At 41.2% G+C, this 22,375-nt stretch carries 18 protein-coding genes; 6 read left to right on the top strand and 12 right to left on the bottom strand.

Annotated elements, in window-relative coordinates; translation table 11 throughout:
• Positions 1-3: 3 nt before the first annotated feature.
• The 4 genes from nrfD to RYH73_RS04900 form a co-directional block, all read right to left on the bottom strand.
• A complete protein-coding gene (gene nrfD, locus RYH73_RS04915) occupies positions 4-1,482 on the bottom strand; it encodes an NrfD/PsrC family molybdoenzyme membrane anchor subunit (RefSeq protein ID WP_335312271.1) in 1,479 nt (492 codons plus the stop codon).
• 30 nt (positions 1,483-1,512) lie between these two features.
• Positions 1,513-4,536: a TAT-variant-translocated molybdopterin oxidoreductase gene (locus tag RYH73_RS04910; protein ID WP_335312270.1), complete on the bottom strand. Its 3,024-nt coding sequence runs from the start codon at positions 4,534-4,536 to the stop codon at positions 1,513-1,515.
• Positions 4,537-4,574: 38 nt separating this feature from the next.
• Positions 4,575-5,846 carry a cytochrome c3 family protein gene (locus tag RYH73_RS04905; protein WP_335312269.1) on the bottom strand — a complete coding sequence of 424 codons (1,272 nt, stop codon included), beginning with the start codon at positions 5,844-5,846 and terminating at the stop codon, positions 4,575-4,577.
• Positions 5,847-6,220: 374 nt separating this feature from the next.
• Positions 6,221-7,201 (bottom strand): deoxyhypusine synthase family protein, encoded by a 981-nt coding sequence (locus RYH73_RS04900; protein WP_335312268.1) that lies wholly within the window; start codon positions 7,199-7,201, stop codon positions 6,221-6,223.
• A 112-nt stretch (positions 7,202-7,313) separates the two neighbouring features.
• On the opposite strand from RYH73_RS04900, the gene RYH73_RS04895 reads away from it, so the two are divergent.
• On the top strand, positions 7,314-8,108 hold the full coding sequence (locus tag RYH73_RS04895; protein ID WP_335312267.1) for a S1/P1 nuclease: 795 nt from the start codon (positions 7,314-7,316) through the stop codon (positions 8,106-8,108).
• Here the strand turns inward: RYH73_RS04895 and RYH73_RS04890 are convergent.
• The 7 genes from RYH73_RS04890 to RYH73_RS04860 all read right to left on the bottom strand — a co-directional run bounded on the left by RYH73_RS04890 (position 8,089) and on the right by RYH73_RS04860 (position 14,693).
• Positions 8,089-8,676, bottom strand: a complete 588-nt coding sequence (locus tag RYH73_RS04890; protein WP_335312266.1) for a 5-formyltetrahydrofolate cyclo-ligase — start codon at positions 8,674-8,676, stop codon at positions 8,089-8,091. The genes RYH73_RS04895 and RYH73_RS04890 overlap by 20 nt on opposite strands.
• Positions 8,677-8,770: 94 nt before the next feature.
• The gene (gene efp, locus RYH73_RS04885) at positions 8,771-9,331 is read right to left on the bottom strand and encodes an elongation factor P (protein WP_335312265.1); all 561 of its coding nucleotides are present in this window, start codon (positions 9,329-9,331) and stop codon (positions 8,771-8,773) included.
• Positions 9,332-9,411: 80 nt separating this feature from the next.
• Complete coding sequence (locus tag RYH73_RS04880) at positions 9,412-10,035, bottom strand: ABC transporter ATP-binding protein (RefSeq protein WP_335312264.1); 624 nt, start codon at positions 10,033-10,035, stop codon at positions 9,412-9,414.
• A gap of 59 nt (positions 10,036-10,094) precedes the next feature.
• Positions 10,095-10,889, bottom strand: a complete 795-nt coding sequence (gene lpxA / locus RYH73_RS04875; RefSeq protein ID WP_335312263.1) for an acyl-ACP--UDP-N-acetylglucosamine O-acyltransferase — start codon at positions 10,887-10,889, stop codon at positions 10,095-10,097.
• Position 10,890: 1 nt separating this feature from the next.
• A complete protein-coding gene (locus tag RYH73_RS04870; protein WP_335312262.1) occupies positions 10,891-12,303 on the bottom strand; it encodes a bifunctional UDP-3-O-[3-hydroxymyristoyl] N-acetylglucosamine deacetylase/3-hydroxyacyl-ACP dehydratase in 1,413 nt (470 codons plus the stop codon).
• Between the two features lie 46 nt (positions 12,304-12,349).
• Positions 12,350-13,387 carry a UDP-3-O-(3-hydroxymyristoyl)glucosamine N-acyltransferase gene (gene lpxD, locus RYH73_RS04865; RefSeq protein WP_335312261.1) on the bottom strand — a complete coding sequence of 346 codons (1,038 nt, stop codon included), beginning with the start codon at positions 13,385-13,387 and terminating at the stop codon, positions 12,350-12,352.
• Between the two features lie 79 nt (positions 13,388-13,466).
• A complete protein-coding gene (locus RYH73_RS04860) occupies positions 13,467-14,693 on the bottom strand; it encodes an HD domain-containing protein (protein ID WP_335312260.1) in 1,227 nt (408 codons plus the stop codon).
• Positions 14,694-14,956: 263 nt separating this feature from the next.
• On the opposite strand from RYH73_RS04860, the gene porX reads away from it, so the two are divergent.
• The 4 genes from porX to RYH73_RS04840 all read left to right on the top strand — a co-directional run bounded on the left by porX (position 14,957) and on the right by RYH73_RS04840 (position 19,415).
• A complete protein-coding gene (gene porX / locus RYH73_RS04855; RefSeq protein WP_335312259.1) occupies positions 14,957-16,507 on the top strand; it encodes a T9SS response regulator signal transducer PorX in 1,551 nt (516 codons plus the stop codon).
• An 89-nt stretch (positions 16,508-16,596) separates the two neighbouring features.
• Positions 16,597-17,043, top strand: coding sequence for a tRNA (adenosine(37)-N6)-threonylcarbamoyltransferase complex ATPase subunit type 1 TsaE (gene tsaE / locus RYH73_RS04850; protein WP_335312258.1), 447 nt, complete (start codon positions 16,597-16,599; stop codon positions 17,041-17,043).
• 169 nt (positions 17,044-17,212) lie between these two features.
• Entirely contained in the window at positions 17,213-18,424 is a 1,212-nt protein-coding gene (locus RYH73_RS04845; protein WP_335312256.1) for an alanine dehydrogenase, read from the top strand.
• 28 nt (positions 18,425-18,452) lie between these two features.
• A complete protein-coding gene (locus tag RYH73_RS04840) occupies positions 18,453-19,415 on the top strand; it encodes a YihY/virulence factor BrkB family protein (protein WP_335312254.1) in 963 nt (320 codons plus the stop codon).
• A 2-nt stretch (positions 19,416-19,417) separates the two neighbouring features.
• Here RYH73_RS04840 and RYH73_RS04835 read toward each other — a convergent pair whose 3' ends face one another.
• Positions 19,418-20,356: a hydrogen peroxide-inducible genes activator gene (locus RYH73_RS04835; protein WP_335312252.1), complete on the bottom strand. Its 939-nt coding sequence runs from the start codon at positions 20,354-20,356 to the stop codon at positions 19,418-19,420.
• A gap of 104 nt (positions 20,357-20,460) precedes the next feature.
• On the opposite strand from RYH73_RS04835, the gene RYH73_RS04830 reads away from it, so the two are divergent.
• Positions 20,461-21,957 carry a catalase gene (locus tag RYH73_RS04830; protein WP_335312250.1) on the top strand — a complete coding sequence of 499 codons (1,497 nt, stop codon included), beginning with the start codon at positions 20,461-20,463 and terminating at the stop codon, positions 21,955-21,957.
• The last annotated feature ends 418 nt before the right edge of the window (positions 21,958-22,375 follow it).

Below are 22,375 nucleotides of genomic sequence, written 5' to 3'. Positions count from 1 at the left end.
TTTTTATTTTGCTAATTCTTTAATTTCTTCTTCGCTAATACTATCATACTTGTCTAGCGACTCTTTATAGAATTCAACTTGCTCAGGTTTCAAGTGCCCTTCTTTAACCAATTTCAACTTTTGCTGATGGCTAGCCGAATGCAACAATAATTTAACCTCAGCGATTGCTATACCTGGTAACACACGAAGGAATAGCAAAAACAAAGTAAAAAACAATCCAACCGATCCGACAAATACGCCCACGTCCGTCCATGTTGGATAGAACATCGCCCAACTGGAAGGTAGGTAATCGCGGTGCAGGGAGGTCACAATAATTACAAAACGTTCGAACCACATACCAATATTCACCACGATAGACAACACCCACGAAATGGGGATACTCGTCCGTATCTTTTTGAACCAAAACAATTGTGGAGAAATAACATTACAAGTCATCATCGACCAATAAGCCCACCAATAGGGTCCAGCTACCCGATTGGCAAAAGCATACATTTCATATTCAGATCCCGAATACCACGCAATAAACAATTCGGTAAGATAAGCAACCCCTACGATAGAACCTGTTGTCATGATGATCTTATTCATAGACTCAATATGGAACATCGTAATGTAGTTCTCAAAATTCATCACCTTCCGAGTAATCAATAAAAGTGTTTGCACCATCGCAAATCCGGAAAAGATTGCACCGGCAACGAAATAAGGAGGGAAAATAGTGGTATGCCATCCCGGGATTACCGAAGTCGCAAAGTCCATTGATACAATCGTATGTACCGAAAGTACCAGTGGTGTAGAGATCCCCGCTAATATTAAGGAGACAATCTCAAAACGCTGCCAAGTCTTCACATTACCTGTCCATCCAAAGGACATAATCGAGTAGATTCTTCTTCTTAAACCAGTTGCACGATCACGTACCGTTGCGATATCAGGGAGTAAACCTGTATACCAGAACACCAAGGACACCGTAAAGTAGGTAGAAATCGCAAAGGCATCCCATACAAGCGGCGAATTAAAGTTCACCCATAAAGAACCAAACTGATTTGGCAATGGGAAAATCCAGTATGCCAACCAAGGACGGCCCATGTGCGCAACTACATAAGTAGCCGCACAAATTACGGCAAAAATGGTCATGGCTTCCGCTGAACGGTTAATGGAGTTCCGCCAGTTCTGCTTGAAAATTAAAAGTACGGCAGAAATCAGGGTTCCCGCGTGACCAATACCCACCCACCATACGAAGTCGGTAATATCCCAAGCCCATCCAACAGTTTTGTTAAGCCCCCAGGCGCCTATACCTGTCCAAAATGTATAACTTACGCTAAAAACCCATAGCAGCGCTCCCAAAGCAGCAACAGTGAAACCAATCCACCAAGCCGCATTTGGTTTATTCTCTACAGGTACGAGAATGTCATTCGTTACCTTGGCGTAAGTAATATTCTTACCGGTAACTAATGGTTCTCTAAGTATTGATTCGTTATGCGATGACATATTCTTATTTTTTCAGATCAATTAAACTGATTAAGCCTCAAAAGTATTTCTAACCTTAGTCATATAACCAATGTTAGGTTGTACGTTAATTTCTTCCAGTACGTAGTAAACACGCTCGTTTCTCAACGCCTTCGATACTGCTGAATTTGGATCATTAATATCACCGAAGACAATAGCGTTAGCAGAACAAGCTGCTGCACAAGCTGTATTTATATCACCGTCTCTCAACTTACGTTTCTCCAATTTTGCTTGCAATTTTCCGCCCTGAATACGTTGGATACACATCGAGCACTTCTCCATCACACCTCGTGATCTAGAAGTAACGTCCGGATTCAATACGAGTTGTGTAAACTCATTATTCAAGTAATTATCAAAACGCGAATCGTTCCAGTAGTTAAACCAGTTAAAACGACGCACTTTATATGGACAGTTATTGGCACAATAACGGGTACCAAAACATCTGTTGTAAGCCATATGGTTCAAACCTTCCGATGAGTGAACGGTAGCCAGTACAGGACATACAGTCTCACAAGGTGCATGATCACAATGTTGACATAACATCGGCTGGAACACGACAGACACATTATCAAGGTCAGCATTTTCCCGATTTAATCTATCTAATTCTTTTTCTTCCGTTACTTGTTCACCATCGTGTTCGAAGCTATAATAACGGTCAATCCGTAACCAATGCATTTCACGACGGCGACGTACCTCATCGCGCCCAACTACGGGAATATTATTTTCTACATTACAAGCCACTACGCAAGCACCACATCCTGTACAGGCATTTAGATCGATTGCCATCACCCACTTATGGCCAGGCGACTCGAACTTTTGCCACAGATCGTAGCTTTTGTGTTTCTCACCATGGTTGCCGCTTCCGTGTGCTGGATCTTTCAAATAATCTTTGAAAGTAGTTTCTCTGATGACATTACGACCTTCGATGGTATGATGCGTTTGCGTCTGTGCTAACTCGTAGGTTCTTGAAACTTTTTCAAGTTTAGCGGACGTCGTAAATTGAAGTGTACCATTTACTAATTTAGCAAATGGATAAGCATTTTGCCCAACCTCATTACCTGCTTTACCAGCTTTCGTCCGACCATAGCCTATTGCGATAGATACGGTTCCTTGTGCTTGCCCTGGTTGCAGGAGCACAGGCAGTTCAATCGAATAGCCTTTCTCGTCCGTTACTTTCACAACGCTATTTTCTCCGAGTCCAAGGCTTTCGGCGAATTTAGGAGCAATGGCTGCATAGTTATCCCAAGTAACTTTCGAAACAGGATCAGGTAGCTCATGTAAATAAGCGTTATTGCCTTGTTTACCATCTCTCATGGCAACACTTTGGTACAATTGCACCTCTACATCTTTGGCAAGCGCTTTACTCGCATTTACTGCCGCAGCAGCAGCAGCATTTATGTCAGCCGTAAAAGCATAAGCTTGTGCCGGTTTATCGCCTTTATATTCGAAACCTGCTTGCAAAACATCGGTCCAGGTCTTGCCAGTACCAGCTAAGATGGTTTTCTCCCAATTGTCTTTCACAAAATCGTGATAAGCAAGTGAATTATCCGACCAAATAAGCAAACTTTGCTCGACCTGACGTGTATTGAATACTGGATTAATAGTAGGCTGAACAACGGTAAAATATCCTTCTCTTACACTACTATCTCCCCAAGACTCTAAATAGTTATGATTAGGGGCTAATACATCTACCAATTCCGCCGTTTCATCCTCCCGATCAGCAAAAGACACCTTCAGCTTAATCTTAGCCAATGCACCTTTAATCTTCTCACGATCAAAATAATCATACGCCGGATTTACATTTAAAAAGAACGCCACGTCTACTTGACCTGTAGCGGCTTCATTCAAGAAATTAGTAAAGTCCGAATCATTTCCTTTATATTGATAAGATACGTTATCTAAATCGATGGTGCTTCCGTAGTTATTTAACGCAGCGTTAATGGCATTCGTAAGGGTTTGCAGTGCAACATCGTTACTTCCGGCCACCACTACCGATCTGCCTTTTGCATTAAGCAGCTCCTTTGACACCAAGCTAACAACCTTTTGCGCCCGCTCATTACTCGAAAGACCTCCTGTTAAGGAAGCACCTGTAATGGCATTATATAATGAGATAAGTACCGCAGCCTCTTCAGAAGGTTTAACCGTAATACGCGCATCAGCATTCGAACCCGTCATACTCAACCCACTTTCGAATTGGACATGACGAGACATTTTTTTGTTTTCCAGCGATTTATACCCGCGGTTGTCTGCATATTGTTGTGTATGCTCTTCCCCCGCCAGCCAGGTCCCCAAGAAATCTGCGCCCACACTCACAATCACATCTGCTTTATCGAAACGATAGTGAGGAATCGCTGCCTTACCGAAACTTGCCTGATTCGCTTTGATAATACCGGCATAAGACACTGCGTCTACCTCAACTAGTTTAGCTGTTGGGTATTTTGCTATGAAACCGGCAATAACAGCTAATGTTGAAGGACTGTTAACGGTGGATGAGACAATTCGTATTTGTTTTCCAGCACTATTTGCTGCATTTAGTGCCGCTTTAACTTGTGCATCAACCGATTCCCAATCTGATTCATTTCCTTTAATTTTAGGCCCCTGCAACTTAGACATATCATACAGGTCTAAAACAGAAGCCTGTGTTGCAGCATCCGTTCCACGATTTACACCAATGGATTTAGGATTTGGTTCGATCAAAATAGGTCTTCCCTCTCTTGTCTTAACCAACACACTTTGACCATTGTAACTAGATGCGTAATAATTAGGAATACCCGGGGTTACTTCCTCAGGTTTTATTAAATAAGGTATCGATTTATGTACTGGTGTGCTTTGGCAAGCAGCTAGCGAAACTGCTCCCAATCCAAAACCTAACGCTTTCAAAAAGTCGCGACGAGGAGTCTTTGTACTTAAACCGGCCTCGTTTAATACGTTCTCTATAGGAAGGGATTCTGCGAACTCACCTTTGCTATTTTTGACGAAAGCAGGTGTTTGTTCCAGTTCTTCTAAGCCTTTCCAATATTTCTTGTTGCTATCCATTTAAGCTATATATATTAAAGATGCGTATTCTCAATTTATTAATAATGACATTTACCACACTCTAGTCCACCAAGTGATGCGGCTGTAATCTTGTCGCCCTCTTTTAACTTTTCATGAGCAGCGATCAACTGATCGTAGTATGCATTGTCTTTGTGGTTAACTTCGGTTTCACGGTGACAAGTAACACACCATTTCATGGTTAAAGGAGAGTATTGATAAACCTCTTCCATTGTCTCGATCGGACCATGACAACGCTGACATTCGATACCGGCAACAGAAACGTGTTGCGAGTGGTTGAAATAAGCAAAGTCTGGCAAGTTGTGGATTCTGACCCATTGAATTGGACGCTGATTAGGCCCGTACTTTTGGCCATCCCAATCTAAGGCATTGTATATCTTTTGGATTTCAGGCGAAGTTTCCCCGTTGTATTTTTCACTTGCCGTAACATATTTATGACAGTTCATACAAACATTCGCTGAAGGAATGGAAGCATTCTTTGACTTAAATGCGCCTGAGTGACAATATTGACACTCAATCTGATTCACACCTGCGTGCAATTGGTGCGAGAACTTGATGGGTTGCACCGGCTTGTACCCTTCATGAACCCCAACATTCCATAATGTTTTCCAACCTGCGGATCCAAGGAAAGCAACTAAACCAAGCACAAAGAAGAAGACCAATTTCTTATTCTTCGCTAACTTTTTAATAGTTCCCCAATAATCTTTGCCTTCTCCCTCTTCTTCCTCTTCTTCGATGAGTACCTTTTTGTTAAGGATAATGCGTTCTAATGTTTTGATAACACGATTCAGCACAACAATCACAACGAATGCGATTACGATTACCGCGATCAATCCATATAACATGAAATCATTTACGTCATCGTTTTTGGCCGCCGCAGCATCACCGCCTGCAGTTTTTCCATCGCCGCCGGCAGGGGCTTGTGAAGCATCATCGATGTAAGCCAATATGCTTTTGACATTGTCATCAGACAAATCGGGAAAAGGAGTCATAACGACTTTATTGTGCCCCTCAAAAAGCGCAACGGCTTGCTCGTCTCCGGCAGCAACTAAAGCTTGTGAATTTTTAATCCACTTAATCAACCATTCTTCCTCATGTCTTTTGCTTACATCTTTCAAAGCAGGACCGACCAGGTCCTTATCGATGGCATGGCATGAGGTACATTTCTGTTTAAACAGAGACGCCCCTTCTTTAACGTCCTGCGCACGGGCAGACACAGCTGCCATACTTAGTACTGAAACTAAGATCAAGGACTTTACAACACTTCTAAAAAGTAACGAGATGTTTCTCATATTGAGAGCTTTATACTATTTTATTTGAATGTAACCTAACAGATTCAAAGATGCACTGGGCATACCTCCTTGAAACCTGTGCACAAAAGTATAACTAATTAAGATATCAGTGACAATTTCGTGACTTTAATTATCAATTTATAATGATTCTAAATTGTTTTAAATCGCCTCTATTTAGTTTTCAAGGCCCCTTTTTAAGCGCTTGCCAAAATTTCGTTGAAAAAACAGCGGAAGGCAATTTGAAATATTAAAAAAATATTATTACTCTATTTTAGAAAGTTTCTTTTCGTGTTCTCACATGATGCAGATCCATTCAAAAAATAGCTATGGTTTCTTAAAAACAAGTAAGGAGCCTGTGGGCTCCTTACAAAATCTTATTGTTTTAATATCCATGCAAAAATCAGGGGAGCAACAATCGTTGCATCTGATTCTACAATAAATTTGGGAGTTTCTATTCCTAATTTACCCCATGTAATTTTTTCATTGGGCACTGCCCCGGAATAAGATCCGTAGGAGGTCGTGGAATCCGATATTTGGCAGAAATAACTCCAAAACGGAATATTCTCCATTTCCATATCCTGATAAAGCATCGGCACCACGCAAATAGGAAAGTCGCCCGCAATCCCTCCACCTATCTGAAAAAAGCCAACGCCCTTACCCTCGCTATTTTTCACATACCAATCTGCCAGATAGGCCATGTATTCAATTCCGCTTTTCATCGTCGAAGCTTTCAGCTCTCCTTTAATTACATAGGAAGCAAAGATATTTCCCATCGTACTGTCTTCCCATCCGGGCACCACAATGGGAAGATTCTTTTCTGCAGCGGCTAACATCCATGAATTTTTCGGATCGATTTCATAATATTGCTCCAGTACGCCACTTCTCAACATTTTGTACATATATTCATGTGGAAAGTAACGCTCACCTGCCTGTTCTGCATCTTTCCATATTTTATGGATGTGCTGCTGCAATCTTCTAAAGGCTTCTTCCTCGGGTATACAGGTGTCCGTTACGCGATTATAGTGATTCTCCAATAGATCCCATTCATCTTGCGGACTTAAATCTCTATAATGCGGCACTCTTTTATAATGGGAGTGCGCGACAAGGTTCATTATATCTTCTTCTAAGTTCGCTCCTGTACAGCTGATAATGGAGACCTTATCCTGGCGGATCATTTCAGCAAGAGAAATCCCTAATTCTGCTGTACTCATGGCGCCCGCTAGGGTGATCATCATTTTACCGCCCGCGTCTAAATGTGCCTCATAACCTTGAGCAGCATCGACAAGCGAAGCAGCATTAAAATGCAAATAATTCTTCTCTATAAATTGTGATATTGGACCTCTTTCAACGCTCATTGTATTACTATTTTGGTTTAAAAACGCAAAGATAGCTATAAAGCACTAAGCTTTAAAGCGAAAAGATACAAAGCGTCCTTAATCCAATCTGAAATTGTATTACCTTTGTTTCATGAAGAAAGTTGCTACGCTCCTTGTACCTACGCTGTTATTTCTTTTTTCTTATTGCTCAGCCTTTGCCTGGGGTCTTACCGGTCATCGTGTTGTGGCAGCACTTGCCGACCAGCATTTAAACAAGCGGGCAAAAAAAAACATACAGAAAATTCTTGGTAACGAATCGTTAGCAATGGCTGCCAATTGGCCTGACTTTATAAAATCGGATCCCTCTTTTAATTACTTGGGAAGTTGGCATTACGTGAATTTTAAAAGCGGTCTGACTTTTGAACAGTTAAGCCAACAGCTTCACAACGACACCACAGCTAATGCGTACAACAAACTAATCATGCTGATCGATCAGCTTAAACATCAGCACGATTTAGATCAGGCAACAAAAATCTTGTATCTACGACTCATTATACATATTGTTGGTGATATCCATCAACCTATGCATACGGGTCGTTTTGAGGATTTAGGCGGAAATAAAATCAAGTTGTACTGGTTTAATACCCCAACCAATCTCCATAGAATATGGGATGAACAATTGATCGATTTTCAACAGCTAAGTTTTACAGAGTACACCAAGGCCATTAATTTCAGCACAAAGAAGGAGCAAGCGGCGTGGCAAAACAGCTCGATGGAAAATTGGTTATATGAATCCTATCAAATTAGTGAATCTTTGTATGCCGATATACACCCGGAGGAGAAACTCAGTTATCGTTACAACTTCGAACATATAAATACGCTTAATCAACAATTGCTAAAGGGCGGCATCAGGCTAGCGAAAATTCTCAACGATTTATTTGGCTAAAAAACCACACTTTTGTAGGTGTAATACAAACATCTAATGGAATATCATGGGCTTCGCTATCTATAATCTTATCCACCGGATCAAACAGCGATAGACCGATTTTACGAACATCGGGACGACACGTACTCAAAAAACGATCGTAATAGCCTTTGCCATATCCTACCCGGTTTCCTTCCAGATCAAAGGTTAATAAAGGAAGTAATACCATATCAATTAGCTCAACGGCCACTTGATGTGCTGATCCTTGAGGTTCTGCAATGCCCCACTTATTCGTTACCAGCTCCTGCTCGCCCAACACATAATGAGTCATTGCATTTGTCTGCAAATCGCTTTTCGGCACGACAATTTTTATGCTAGGATAATTCTTTTTTAAGTATTCAATTAGAAGCAGTGTATTCGGTTCTTTTTTGGCAAGAACAGGTAGGAAGGTATGAAAATAAGCAATTCCCTCCAATGACAAAGACTTAAATTGCTTCAGTAATTTTACATTAAACCGGTGGTATAGCGTGTCAGACAATTGATCACGCATAAACTTAAATCGCACTCTGCAGGCTTGTTTTGTATACATTCCGTTTCACAAAATTAGACCATGTATAAAAACGGCCTTAGAGAAGAGCTCTCTAAGACCGCCTAATCAACCTAAACCTAAAAACTTATTCAAATTACTTTACCCGTTCTATATAATCTCCTGTCCTGGTATCAACTTTTACTTTATCACCTTGGTTGATAAACAATGGGACGCGGATCTCTACACCCGTTTCCACTGTAGCGCTTTTCAGGGCATTCGTTGATGTATCACCTTTAACTGCCGGTTCCGTATAGGTAATCTCAAGCTCCACGGTAGTGGGTGATTGGGCCATGATTGGTTCGTCACTTTCAAAGGCCACCAACACATTCATACCCTCCTTTAAGAACCGTGCCGAATCACCAAAAAGTGATTTCGGAATATTATATTGTTCGAAAGAAACATTATCCATTACAACGAAAAAGTCGCCTTCATCATATAGGTATTGATAATCGTTTGTCTCAACACGTGCGATCTCTACCTCCTCATCGGTACGGAAACGATACTCGACCAGTTTACCTGTTTTAACATTACGCATTTTTGCTTGATAAAAAGCGCGTAGGTTACCGGGTGTTCTATGGATATACTCATCTACAGATACCAATTCACCGTTAAAACGCAATATATTGCCCGTTTTGACTTCAGAAGCTTTAGCCATATCTATAAGTTATTATGTAAAAATAATTTTCGGTGGTGCAAAGGTAACCTTAAAATTTGGAATCCCAAAAATTAAGTCGTCTAGTAGGTTTTATAGCGCTCAATATGAATTTGATGCTGACAGAATTCATATTCATGCTCTTGATTGGAACAAATAATCAGCAGCTTATTCTTAGCGAAACGTTCAATCAGATTCAGATACCAAGTGATCCCCTGTGTATCCAAATTGGAGGTTGGCTCGTCCAAAAAAAGCGTAGGCGTTTGCGCGCAACAAGCCAACGCCAATTTTGTGCGTTGTTTCATGCCAGAAGAGAAATAACGTAGTTCCTTATCCGCTGCACGTTCCAGTTCAAGTAGCTCAATTAACAATTGCGGCGTTAAACCATCTTCTATTTGCTTAAATGAGAAATGAAAATCGATCAACTCACGCAACGTAAACTCTTCGATCAACTCTTGATAGGGTGCTGCTAAGACAACGGAGGAAAAAAAAGTGTCCACATCTACTTCTCTTTGTCCGACAAGATATCGAATCTTACCCTCAGAAGCTGTTAGGCTTCCAATCAGTACTTGCAATAAGGTCGATTTACCCGATCCATTCGGACCCAAAATCGCATAGCTGTTACCCGGTAAAAAATGGTAATTAATTGATCTAAAAATCCATTCCCGATTAAAGCGTCGACCAATATTTTCGAGTATAATATCCACGTATTAATCTTCTAGCCGCGAGCAGTTACATAGCCTCTGTTCTGCCTATTCTATTATTTTTAAAGCGCCACTTTTCCCTGTCCAAAACCTTTCATAACCCCTCTATTGGAGCTGCGCACAAAGTCCAGGATTTCATCACGGATTTCCGTTGCCTGGCATTCAGTTTCAATAATATCCAATGCTTTCGTTAAATTGTTGTTCTTCACAAACATGGTGCGATAAATATCCTGAATCTCATTGATTTGCTCGGAGGAAAAGCCACGGCGACGTAAACCAACGGAATTGATTCCAACATACGAGAGCGGCTCCCTTGCTGCTTTAACAAAAGGAGGAACATCTTTACGAACCAACGAACCGCCGGCAACAAAAGCGTGTGAGCCAATATGGCAAAACTGATGTACAGCCACCATACCTGCTAGCACGACATAATCACCCACCGTAATATGCCCTGCCAAGGTACTGCTATTTGAAAAAATGCAATTGTTACCTACAAAACAGTCATGGGCAATATGACTATATGCCTGGATAAGGCAATTGTTTCCAACCACCGTACGCCATCTATCTTTTGTTCCCCTATTAATCGTTACACATTCCCGAATCGTCGTATTATCACCGATTTCAGCAGTCGTTTCTTCGCCTGCAAATTTCAAATCTTGGGGAATACCACTAATCACCGCCCCCGGAAAAATACGACAATTCTTCCCAATGCGCGCGCCATCCATGATAACGACATTCGAGCCTATCCATGTTCCTTCACCGATTTCAACATTTTTATGTATAGTGACAAAAGGTTCGATCACTACATTTTCCGCGATTTTGGCTTGCGGATGTATATATGCCAAGGGTTGGATCATCTTATTGCTCTTTAATTTCTTCTTTTATCTTAACTATTTGTGCCATCAATTCTGCTTCTACCACAATTTTCTCGCCAACCATGCCAACACCTTTCATTTGAGCGATTCCTCTTCTGATCGGTTGCAATAAACTACAATGAAAAATAATCGTATCTCCTGGTTTCACTTGTGCTTTAAACCGCGCATTCTCAATTTTCAAAAACAAGGTTATATAGTTTTCGGGATCGGGCACTGTATTCAGTACAAGTATACCGCCAGTTTGGGCCATTGCTTCAATTTGAAGGACACCGGGAAATAAGGGTTCATTCGGAAAATGTCCCATGAAGATATCTTCATTCATCGTTACATTCTTCAAACCCACTACGTGTGTTTTTGTCAGTTCCAGAATCTTATCCACCATCAGCATCGGCTGCCGATGTGGTAAAATCTTCATAATCTGCGCTGTATCATAAACGGGCGTCATATTTGGATCATAAATCCTAACATACTTTTTATTTTTCTCCCGATTAATCTGTGCCTTGATTTTTTTCGCAAAAGCGACATTGGCAGCATGCCCAGGTCTTGCTGCCATAATATGCCCTTTCAATGGCCGGCCAACTAAAGCTAAATCGCCGATCATATCCAACAATTTATGACGTGCGGGTTCGTTCTGATGACGTAACTTAATATTATTCAAGATACCCTCTCTCGCTACATCAATATCCTCTCTGTTAAAAAGTTTTGCCAAATGTTTCAGCTCATCTTTACTAACGTCTTTATCTACAACAACAATTGCATTGTTTAAATCACCTCCTTTAATCAAATTATGTTCAAGCAGCATTTCCAATTCATGCAAGAAACAAAAAGTTCTGGACGAGGCAATTTCCTTTTTAAATTCACTAATGCTTGTAATCGCAGAATGTTGGCTTCCCAATACCGGGGAATTATAATCAATCATACACGTAAAGCGGTATCCATCCAAGGGCATTGCTACCATTTCTACTTTTCTGTCCGCTTCTGTATAATGTATATTATGCGGTATTTCGTAATATTCTCTATCGGCTTCCTGATCTTTATATCCTGCGTTTTCAATGGCCTCTACATAGATGAGTGCGCTGCCATCCATAATGGGCACTTCCGGCCCGTCAATTTCTATCAACACATTATCGATCTCCATCCCTACCAAAGACGCCAACAAGTGTTCCACGGTACTTACACTGGCCCCGTTTTGCGTAATAGTTGTTCCTCTTGAAGTATCTGAAACGTTATCTACATCAGCATCGATGGTGGGCTGACCCGCTAAATCTATTCGTTTAAATTTATATCCATGATTTACAGGTGCCGGTTTAAAAACTAATGTAGCGTGCTTACCTGTGTGAAGTCCAACTCCCGAAATGGTGATTTCTGAATTAAGTGTCCTTTGTTTAACGTTCATCTCTTCCTAATAATTTATGGCTAGCATTTTCCCTTGCTGCCAGCTTTTATTCTTCTTCAAGTTTTTTAATTAGTTTTTCAATCTGGTCTAAGCGTCTTTCCAGATCAGGCAAACGCTGCAATACTACCTGCGCACGCATCTGGTTCTGAAACTGACTCGCCGGTGTTCCTGCCCATTTTAACCCGGGAGTATCTATCGAGCGGTTAATACCCGACTGCGCCTGCACCTGCGTGCCATCCGCGATGGTAATATGGCCAACAGCCCCTACCTGCCCACCTAAAACCACATTCTTGCCGATTTTCGTGCTTCCCGAAATACCTGTTTGTGCGGCAATCACAGAGTTTTCCCCCACTTCAACATTATGTGCCAATTGAATTAAATTATCCAACTTCACCCCTTTACGAATCGTTGTATGTCCCATCGTTGCACGATCGATCGTTGAATTCGATCCGATTTCGACGTCATCTTCTATAACAACGTTCCCTATTTGACTTATTTTACGGTAGGTACCGTCCTCCTGAGGAGCAAAGCCAAAGCCGTCACTACCTATCACGGTGCCCGAATGTACCATTACATTCTGTCCTAAAACACAATCATGATAAACCTTCACACCGGGAAATAGAATACTTCCAGCGCCTATTTTGACATTATCACCAATATAGACCTGTGGATAAATACTCACATTGTCTCCCAGCACAACGTTATCCCCTATATAAGAAAAGGCTCCCACGTAGACATCCTCTCCCAGTTTTGCCGAGGGATGAATATAAGAAGGTGTTTCGATTCCTGTTTTATGAAAACGGAACTTATTATATTGCTCCAATAATAAGGTAATAGCCGTGTAGGCATTCCTTACGCGGATAAGTGTAGCACTTATCGGTGCCTCAATCGTTAGGTCATTATTGACAATGACAACAGATGCTTCGGTCGTGTAAAGGTAGTTTTCATACTTAGGGTTCGCTAAAAAAGTAAGTCCCCCCTGGCTTGCTTCTTCAATTTTTTCAACCCTCGATACCACAACGTCTTCGTTTCCCACTATAGAACCATCAACGATTTCGCTAATTTGTTTGGCAGTAAATTGCATCGCGCAAATTTATATGTTAAATTTTTATGAACAAATTTTAAATTCCTTTGGGTATCAATACCTTGCGAAATTTTTATAATTAACGTAATTCTTTCGGGTAGGCAATCATAAATTTTTTGACTTTTTTAGCGAGCACCTCCAAATTTGATAAATCAGAAGCCGTGGTAATATCTTGAATGGTGCCATCCTTCATCAAAATGTTAATAGTTCCCTCCTCTGGGTCATAAGCACTGTTTTCGACTGACTGTGTAAAGACAAAATAATGGACTTCATCCTCCCGAACGTTAAATAGATTCATTGCTGCATAGCGAAGCGCCTCTATTCTTTCCTTCGTAGGCATGTAATTGCTTAATTCGACATGATAGAGTCTTCGCGTCATAAATTGTTCGCATAACTTAGATAAGACAGTATCCGCATGTTTTACCCCCATTTTAACAGTCGCTAAAACATCTGTATCATCTAGCATGGTAAAAAAGTCAAGATGTGTTTTATCCTGTAAAAAATCTTCCTTTGTGACGTTGTTATTAATAAAATGTTTCAGGGCTTCCGTAGCAAATACCATATCACCCTTATCTGTAAGTTCTTTCGCACGCTGCAAGATTTTAATCAGCATCTGTTCAGCGCTCAAAACTGTCTTGTGCAGATAGACTTGCCAATACATTAGTCTGCGTGCGATCAGAAACTTTTCCACCGAATAAATTCCCTTTTGTTCAATCACCAGGCCATTCTCTGCAACATTCAACATTTTAATAATTCGGTCAAAACTGATTACACCCTCCGAAACGCCAGTAAAAAAACTGTCTCTATTAAGATAATCCATTCGATCGGTATCGAGCTGACTTGATACCAATTGATGTAAAAATCGCTTTGGATAGTTGCCTTTAAAGATATCGATTGCCATAGACAAGCTACCGTTGAACTTTCGGTTCATTTCATTCATTATTAACGATGAAATGTGTTCATGGGATACGCCTTGCACCAAGGTATGTTCTAACGAATGTGAAAAGGGACCATGACCGATATCATGAAGTAAGATAGCGATGACGGCAGCCTCTTCCTCTTCTGCTGTTATATCAATGTCTTTACCCTTTAGCGTCTCCAAGGCAAGCCCCATCAAGTGCATCGCACCCAGCGCATGTTGAAAACGTGTATGCAGAGCTCCAGGATACACCAGGTGTGTCAAACTCACCTGTTTTATATACCGAAGGCGTTGAAAATAAGGATGCTGTATCAGATCAAATATCAAATCTGACGGTATGGAAACAAAACCATAAACAGGATCATTAATAATTTTTTTCTTATTCAAAAGTCAAAAATTTAAGCACAAAGGTGCTATTTTTTAATGAAATGTCCATGATGCAGCTTCTCTTTCTACATCGAAATCAAATCTAAATTGAATTTATTTACATCGCTGTTAATTTTTGTTAAAAAAGCAAGAAGGCTCCAAACAATTACGTAAGTTCGTAATTCTATTATGGTATAAGGTATTAAGATATAGGACGGAGTGGAAGTAGATGTTCTAAGGTACATTGACAGCCGGTAAGGTGATCCAAAAAATAAAACAAGACGATGCAAGAAACAAATATATTATGGGCAGATGATGAAATCGATTTATTAAAGCCTCATATTATGCTCCTCAATGAAAAGGGGTATGGTGTCAAAACGGTTACCAATGGCCATGATGCCGTTGAAGCTTTTAAAAACTCTTTTTATGATTTAGTATTCTTGGATGAAAATATGCCCGGACTTACCGGCTTGGAAACCTTGGGTATTTTAAAAGGCATCAATCCCACTGTCCCCATGGTGATGATCACGAAGAATGAAGAAGAATTTTTGATGGAGGATGCCATTGGTTCGCAGATTGATGATTACTTAATCAAACCTGTAAATCCGAAGCAGGTTCTGTTAACCATCAAAAAATTCACTGAAAATAAGCGCTTAGTAAGCGAAAAAACATCGATGGCCTATCAGCAGGAATTTAGGACACTCGGAATGACCTTGAATGACAATTTGGATTTTAATGAATGGGTTGATGTTTACAAGAAATTAGTTTATTGGGAGCTGTCGCTTGAAAAATTGGAAGATGAGGGGATGCATGAAATATTGACCATGCAAAAAGCAGAGGCCAATGCGCAATTTTCTAAATTTGTCGAAAAGAACTACCTGAATTGGGTCAAAAATCCCGAGAGCGGCCCTGTTTCTTCACCTCAGCTATTTAAGAAAAAAGTCTTTCCGGTATTGGATAACAAGCCTACCTTTTTCTTCTTGGTCGATAATTTGCGATACGATCAATGGAAGGTAATACATGACATCATTGGAAATTATTACCGTATGGATACGGAGGAGACCTATTATAGTATTTTACCTACCGCAACCCAATATGCTCGAAACGCTATTTTCAGCGGCATGATGCCACTAGAGATGGAAAAGAACTTCCCCCATATTTGGCAAAACGATGAAGATGAGGGCGGAAAAAATTTGCATGAAGAAGAGTTCCTGGCCGCCCAGATAAAAAACACGTTCCGTAAAGAATGCAAATTTAGCTATCATAAGATCCTTACCCTAGAACAGGGAAGAGACATTACGGACAATTTACCCAATTTAATGAGCAATGATCTCAACGTGTTGGTCTATAATTTCGTTGATATGCTTTCTCATGCACGAACGGATATGGCCATGATCCGTGAGCTTGCCAGCGATGAAGCGGCCTATCGCTCACTTACACTTTCATGGTTCAAGCATTCGCCGTTATTGGACACCCTGAAATGGCTCGCTCAAAAAAATGTGCGTATCATTCTTACAACAGATCATGGGACGATCCGCGTAAAACATGCGAGTAAGGTAATTGGTGATCGGAACACCAATAGCAATCTTCGCTATAAACAAGGTAAAAATCTAAACTTTATAGATAAAGATGTCCTACATATTAAAAATCCACATGAAGCCAAACTACCGAAGCTTCATGTAAGCTCCAGCTTTATATTTGCCAAGGAAGACACTTATTTTGTTTACCCCAACAACTATAACCAGTTTGTTAATTACTTTAATGAAACGTTTCAGCATGGCGGCATTTCTCTTGAAGAAATGATTATTCCCTATATTACTTACAGTCCCAAATGATCACAACATCGTAGGGAGTCCTCAACCATACAGGAACGAACTTAACAAAGCGCGTTGCATATCCATGCCACTTTCCCTAAGTTTGCTTCATGATACTTACGGTTAACAATATAAGCGAGCTACCCGATGCAGCAAAGGAAATACTACATTTTATCGCTGATTATCGGGTAGTTTTGTTTTTTGCACCCATGGGTGCAGGTAAAACGACCCTCATTAAAGAACTTTGTCGACTGCTGCAAATTACGGACACCGCTGCCAGTCCAACCTTTTCTATCGTCAATGAATACCATAGCCCAAAAGGGAACGTATATCACTTCGATTTTTATCGTTTGAAAGAAGAGCAGGAAGCTTTGGATCTCGGTTATGAAGAATACTTTTTCTCTGGAAATTACTGCTTTATTGAGTGGCCCGAAAAGATCCCCAACTTATTACCGGAAGAGGTCATCAGTGTTACAATTGAACTTAGTGAAATCAATGCACGTAAAATAAGCGTACAAAAAGGAATTCCTTCTTCCTATTTAACCGCACTTTATTAAGTTCCTCTTTTGGCCGCCGGGACTCTATTTTTTCACCGATTCATCAAAGTATTTCCGATCAGCATTGAATCCATTTAGATCCATGTTACCAGGTACAATTGTAAAACTTAGACGAACTGTAGATACTTTTTTGTAAATTAACCCGATTTTTTGTGTAATTGAGCTCTGTATGACAGAATTATCTAACTTGGCGCGTCAAGCGATGATGCAGCCACAGGAGGCCATGCTAGAAACCGGCAAGAAGAAGAATAGTTTATTAATTGGAATCCCTAAAGAAGTAAGCTTTCAGGAGAACCGCATCGCACTCACCCCTTTGTCTGTTGCTTTACTTGTAGAGAATGGCCATCAAATCATGTTAGAATCAGGTGCCGGAAACGGCGCCAATTTTCTGGATCACCACTACAGTGAGCAGGGGGCCATTATTGTCCATGAAAGAGAGCGCATTTACACCTGTGATATTATCGTGAAAATAGGTGCCCCAACCTTGGAAGAAATCGATTTAATGAAAACCGGACAGGTTTTATTTTCCAGTCAACAACCTTCATTATTAGGCTTCGAGCATTTAAAAGCTATGATGAAGAAAAAAATAACCGCCCTATCTTACGAGTACTTACGCGATGAGGACAATCGACTGACCGTTGTACGGGCCATGAGCGAAATCGTGGGCGCCACGTCCATTTTAATCGCGGGCGAATACCTGAGCAATGTATTTCAGGGTAAAGGATTGATGCTGGGTGGAATTACAGGTGTTCCACCTACCGAAATTGTCATAATCGGTGCAGGGACGGTAGGCGAGTATGCCACCCGAGCCGCACTTGCCCTCGGGGCCCAAGTAAAGGTTTTCGATAGTTCATTATATCGTCTACGCCGCCTACAAAACAATTTAGGAAATAAGGTCTTTACCTCCGTTATCCAACCTATTGTACTCCAAAAAGCAGTGCTCTCCTGTGATGTTGTTATAGGTGCCATGCGTGCCACAAATGGCAGAAGCCCCTGTATCATCACCGAAGAGACGGTTTCCAAAATGAAACCCAATTCCGTATTGATTGATGTCAGTATCGATCAAGGTGGTTGTTTCGAAACTTCACGTATCACCAATCACGACTCTCCGGTTTTCAGGAAGTATGATGTGATTCACTACTGTGTTCCTAATATTGCCTCTCGGGTCGCCAGAACGGCCACTTATGCGCTAACAAACATTTTTGCCCCGATTTTGTTGGATATTGGGGAACAAGGCGGGCTACTGAAAGTTATTTGGAACAAAACAGGTATCAGAAATGCCATTTATCTTTATCAAGGACAGTTAACGAATAAAGATATAGCCAATAAATTTAATTTAACTCCTAAAGATCTCGAATTACTGATCGTTTCCCATCGATGATCAGCATAGGCGTTAAATCAGGGCATATATGAAGGTTTTAAAAAAACAATTTTATAAGGACGCTTTCACGTTACTTAAAGCAACCGCTATCGGTTTCGGCGATGACAAAGTATCGAAAATGAGTGCAGCACTATCTTACTACACCATATTTGCACTTGCACCTCTTCTTATCATTATATTGGCTGTTGTCAGTTTCGTTCTAGGTGATGACGCACAACAGGGAAAGGTCTTTCAACAAATAAATGAATATGTTGGAGCCGATGCCGCCGCCTTCATACAATCACTTATTCAAGGTCTATCTGTTGGAAAAGGGTCCATTATTGCCACCATCATCGGGGTGGGTACACTTATTTTTGCTTCAACAAAAGTTTTTGTAGAAATGCAGGATTCGCTCAACATGATCTTTAACGTGAAACCCAAACCAAAAAGGGGGTGGGTGAAGCTATTAATCGATCGTGCATTATCTTTTTCCATTGTGCTGATTCTGGGCTTTTTGCTGGTTGTTTCCTTATTATTAAATGTTGTCATCTCTGTGATTAGCACCACACTGATCAACTATCTTCCCGACCTTCAGATTTTTGGATTAAATCTTTTCGATGAAACCACCAACATCGCGTTGTACCTCACCAATACGCTGATTACCTTCATCGTTTTATCCATCCTTTTCGGTTGCATATTTAAATTCCTTCCAGACGTCAAGATTAAGTGGAAAGATGTACGATCGGGCGCATTCTTCACCGCTATCTTATTTATGATCGGCAAATGGGCAATCGGCTTGTATATGCAATACGCTGCACCCGCCTCGGGTTATGGGGCAGCCGGTTCGATCGTCATCATCCTCCTGTGGATAAACTATACGTCGTCCATTCTTTTTTTCGGGGCCGAGTTTACGGAGAAGAACGCGGAAATGTTTGGGGATGGTATTAAACCTTCATCCATTGCGGTCCGTATCAATCAGCAGGAAATCGCGAACAGTAGTTTCAAAAATTAATTTTAACTGATTTCCATCACCTCTTTTTTCTTCTTATTTCTAAATCGCTTGGGTAAGACCCGCATGATTTCATTTTTCAGTGCCTCGATAGCCCTTTTCTTTAAGTAATTTTGCTGGGTGATCAAACTGATTTCCCGTACCGGTTCAGGCGATTTAAAATAACGTACTTGATCCAGCTCCTTTACCGAGAATTCGGCAATACTCAATTCAGGCATAATGGTTACCCCGGCATTCGTATCCACCATTCGCTTTAACGTTTCTACGCTCCCTGTGTTGTACTCGAACGCATCATCGGGGTTCATCGTTTTCCTCCGATTACAGATATTCAATACTTGATTCCGCATGCAATGCCCCTCGTTCAATAACCAAAGCTTTTCATTTAGTATATCCCCCGCCGTCACTGCCTTTTTCTTTGACAGACCGCTTTCTTTTGATATATAGGCCACAAAGGTTTCATAGAACAGGGGATGTTCTTGCAAACCGGATTCATGAATCGGTGTTGAAAGAATACCGCAATCCAATACACCGGTTTTTAACTCGCTGATTATTTTTTCTGTGGTATATTCCCATACATGTAAATGTAACTTTGGATATTTCTCCATGAAATTACCCAGCACCTTCGGTAGCAAATAAGGGGCAACTGTAGGAATTACACCTATTTTTAACTCCCCCTCTACTTCGCCTTTTTTATACGCGACAATCTCTTTAATTTGCTGGCTTTCCAAAACGGCTACTCTCGCCTGACGGATGATCTCCTCACCAATCTCCGTTGGCACAATCGGCTGACGTGTTCTATCAAAAATCCGAACCCCCAAGGATTCTTCTAGTTTTTGAACCTGCATACTTAAGGTAGGCTGTGTTACAAAACACTTTTCGGCAGCGGCCACAAAACTTCTATACGTGTCTACAGCTATAATATATTCTAATTGCACCAGCGTCATGATATAAATTTTGATTATACAAACATAGCAAAATTCGATGTAAGATGTTCATAACGAAGTCCTACCTTTGGTTAACACAGGAAAAACATTAAAAAAATCACAGCATGGAAGAGAAAAAGAAGCTAACAACGGCCTCGGGTATTCCCGTTACAAACAACGAAGATTCGATGACGGTCGGACCTCGCGGTCCTATTTTACTGCAGGATTTTCATTTACACGAAAAAATGGCTCATTTTAATCGGGAGCGAATCCCCGAACGGGTGGTACACGCAAAGGGTTCAGGTGCGTATGGTACGTTTACTGTCACACAAGACATCACCCGTTATACGAGAGCAAAGATTTTCAATGAAATAGGTAAAGAAACGCGTTTGTTCTTACGTTTTTCAACGGTAGGAGGCGAAAAAGGTTCGGCGGATACTGAACGGGATCCCAGAGGCTTTGCCATTAAGTTCTATACCGAAGATGGCAACTGGGATCTTGTGGGTAACAATACGCCTGTGTTTTTTATAAAAGATCCCAAAAAGTTCGGTGACTTTATTCACACGCAGAAGCGTGACCCCCAAACCAATATGAAAAGCGCAACTATGGTCTGGGATTTCTGGTCTTTAAATCCAGAGAGCTTACACCAGGTGCTTATCCTTATGTCCGACCGAGGTACACCAATCGGTTATCGGCATATGCACGGTTTTAGCAGCCACACCTTTTCGTTCATTAATAAAGATAATGAGCGGGTGTGGACGAAGTTCCATTTCAAAACAGAACAAGGTATTAAGAATTTCACCGACGAAGAGGCCATCCAAATGCGCGGAGAGGATCCTGATTTTGCACAACGTGATTTGTTTGAAGCCATTGAGCGCGGTGATTTTCCTCGATGGAAACTTTATGTACAGATTATGGATGAAGAGCAGGCTAAAACATTTCGTTGGAATCCCTTTGATTTAACCAAGACTTGGCCGCAGGGAGAATACCCATTACAAGAGGTTGGAATTTTAGCGCTCAACGAAAATCCATCCAATTACTTTGCCGAAGTAGAACAGGCAGCTTTCGCACCGGCACATGTTGTAGACGGGATTAGTTATTCGCCCGACAAAATGTTGCAGGGACGGATTTTGTCTTATCCCGATGCACATCGATATCGTTTAGGTGCAAACTATGAACAGATTCCCGTAAACAAGTGTCCATTCTTAGTTGCCAATTATCAACGAGACGGCTACATGCGTGTAGACGGAAACGGTGGCTCAGCGCCGAATTACTTTCCTAACAGTTTTGATCATATTTATGAAGATGAAAGCTACAAACAGCCCGCATGGCGTTTGGAAAGTGATATTGCCGATTGGTATAATCGCAATGCACCGGGCGAGGACGATCACTATACACAGCCTGGTGATCTGTTCAGGCTCATGGAACCAACGGCTAAAAAGAATACAATTCATAACATCATCAATTCGATGAAGGGCATTAGCGGCCCGAAGAAGGAACTTATCATTAACCGACAGCTATGCCATTGGTTCAGGGCGGATGTGCAATTGGGGATGGCCATCGCCCAGGGTTTGGGACTCAGTATGGACTCGCTCAGTCAGCATATGCCACAGGTTCCATAAGGTTTAAACACCTTTATAGGGTTCTTCTAAAAAGCAATGGTGACAGGCAGGTTGAGTGCATTTAAAAAGAACGATTATTTTTGTCACTTTTTTCCGCAAAAAGTAACCAAAAACTCATCACTTGGAACTTTGCTACAACGATAGTGCCTCAACGTGCAAACCGCAAATTTCCTAGGTGATATTTTAGCAGAACGTAGGGCTTTTACTTTTAACCGGACGTATTATTTCTTCAGCCCTAAATATAGCCCTGTGCGCTGGAAGATCGGCCTTGGAGGATACCGACGCAACGAGCCGCAAAGCATTTGCATGTCTGTTCATACGGCAATATCCAAGCGGATTGAGGAAGTGAAACGGCTCCAATACGCGCCAGCGATGCTTTGCCATCGGTTGCAAGGTAGCCTACACACGCCTTGACTTT

The sequence above is a fragment of the Olivibacter sp. CPCC 100613 genome, assembly GCF_036959255.1.
In the GTDB taxonomy this organism is placed as follows: domain Bacteria; phylum Bacteroidota; class Bacteroidia; order Sphingobacteriales; family Sphingobacteriaceae; genus Olivibacter.
The sequence above is the reverse complement of the archived record's forward strand: the minus strand, read 5'-3'. Positions and strand labels throughout refer to the sequence as shown.

Excerpts from the sequence above, each read along its gene's own strand:
- RYH73_RS04900 (WP_335312268.1), bottom strand. The coding sequence starts at position 7,201 with ATGAGCGTTGAAAGAGGTCCAATATCACAATTTATAGAGAAGAATTAT.
- nrfD (WP_335312271.1), bottom strand. The coding sequence starts at position 1,482 with ATGTCATCGCATAACGAATCAATACTTAGAGAACCATTAGTTACCGGT.
- RYH73_RS04840 (WP_335312254.1), top strand. The coding sequence starts at position 18,453 with ATGAAGGTTTTAAAAAAACAATTTTATAAGGACGCTTTCACGTTACTT.
- RYH73_RS04830 (WP_335312250.1), top strand. The coding sequence starts at position 20,461 with ATGGAAGAGAAAAAGAAGCTAACAACGGCCTCGGGTATTCCCGTTACA.
- porX (WP_335312259.1), top strand. The coding sequence starts at position 14,957 with ATGCAAGAAACAAATATATTATGGGCAGATGATGAAATCGATTTATTA.
- lpxD (WP_335312261.1), bottom strand. The coding sequence starts at position 13,387 with ATGCAATTTACTGCCAAACAAATTAGCGAAATCGTTGATGGTTCTATA.
- RYH73_RS04835 (WP_335312252.1), bottom strand. The coding sequence starts at position 20,356 with ATGACGCTGGTGCAATTAGAATATATTATAGCTGTAGACACGTATAGA.
- lpxA (WP_335312263.1), bottom strand. The coding sequence starts at position 10,889 with ATGATCCAACCCTTGGCATATATACATCCGCAAGCCAAAATCGCGGAA.
- tsaE (WP_335312258.1), top strand. The coding sequence starts at position 16,597 with ATGATACTTACGGTTAACAATATAAGCGAGCTACCCGATGCAGCAAAG.
- RYH73_RS04845 (WP_335312256.1), top strand. The coding sequence starts at position 17,213 with ATGACAGAATTATCTAACTTGGCGCGTCAAGCGATGATGCAGCCACAG.
- RYH73_RS04890 (WP_335312266.1), bottom strand. The coding sequence starts at position 8,676 with ATGTATACAAAACAAGCCTGCAGAGTGCGATTTAAGTTTATGCGTGAT.
- RYH73_RS04870 (WP_335312262.1), bottom strand. The coding sequence starts at position 12,303 with ATGAACGTTAAACAAAGGACACTTAATTCAGAAATCACCATTTCGGGA.
- RYH73_RS04905 (WP_335312269.1), bottom strand. The coding sequence starts at position 5,846 with ATGAGAAACATCTCGTTACTTTTTAGAAGTGTTGTAAAGTCCTTGATC.
- RYH73_RS04910 (WP_335312270.1), bottom strand. The coding sequence starts at position 4,536 with ATGGATAGCAACAAGAAATATTGGAAAGGCTTAGAAGAACTGGAACAA.
- efp (WP_335312265.1), bottom strand. The coding sequence starts at position 9,331 with ATGGCTAAAGCTTCTGAAGTCAAAACGGGCAATATATTGCGTTTTAAC.
- RYH73_RS04895 (WP_335312267.1), top strand. The coding sequence starts at position 7,314 with ATGAAGAAAGTTGCTACGCTCCTTGTACCTACGCTGTTATTTCTTTTT.